The sequence below is a fragment of the Pseudomonas sp. RW407 genome (genome assembly GCF_003176655.1).
Classification (GTDB): Bacteria; Pseudomonadota; Gammaproteobacteria; order Pseudomonadales; family Pseudomonadaceae; genus Pseudomonas; species Pseudomonas delhiensis.
Genome location: NZ_QGSL01000044.1, coordinates 1 through 311, shown reverse-complemented (window position 1 = coordinate 311; position 311 = coordinate 1). Strand labels below are relative to the sequence as shown.

Here is a 311-nt window from a genome sequence, read left to right as displayed (position 1 = left end):
CCCGGCCGTATCGTGCTGGAGGCGACCGGTGGTTATGAGTGCGATGTGATGTTCGGCCTGTCTCGCGCCGGTCACGCGGTCTCGCGCCTGAACCCCACGCGGGTGCGAGCCTTTGCCACGGCCATGGGCAAACTGGCCAAGACCGATCCCATCGACGCGGCGGTACTGGCGCATCTGGCTCAGACGCTGGAGGAAGCCCCCAGCACCGTGCCTTCGCCGGAACGCGAGCGGCTGCGGGAGCTGGTGCAGCGCCGCGAGCAACTGGTCAGCCAGCGCGATGATGAGCGTCGTCGTTTGCATCAAGCCCGCGA

The 311-nt window shown here is 67.8% G+C and carries 1 protein-coding gene; it reads left to right on the top strand.

Going from position 1 to position 311, the window contains the following annotated elements; genetic code table 11:
• The coding region (locus tag DK254_RS05730; RefSeq protein WP_146219570.1) for a transposase at positions 1 to 311 on the top strand (311 nt) is incomplete at both ends.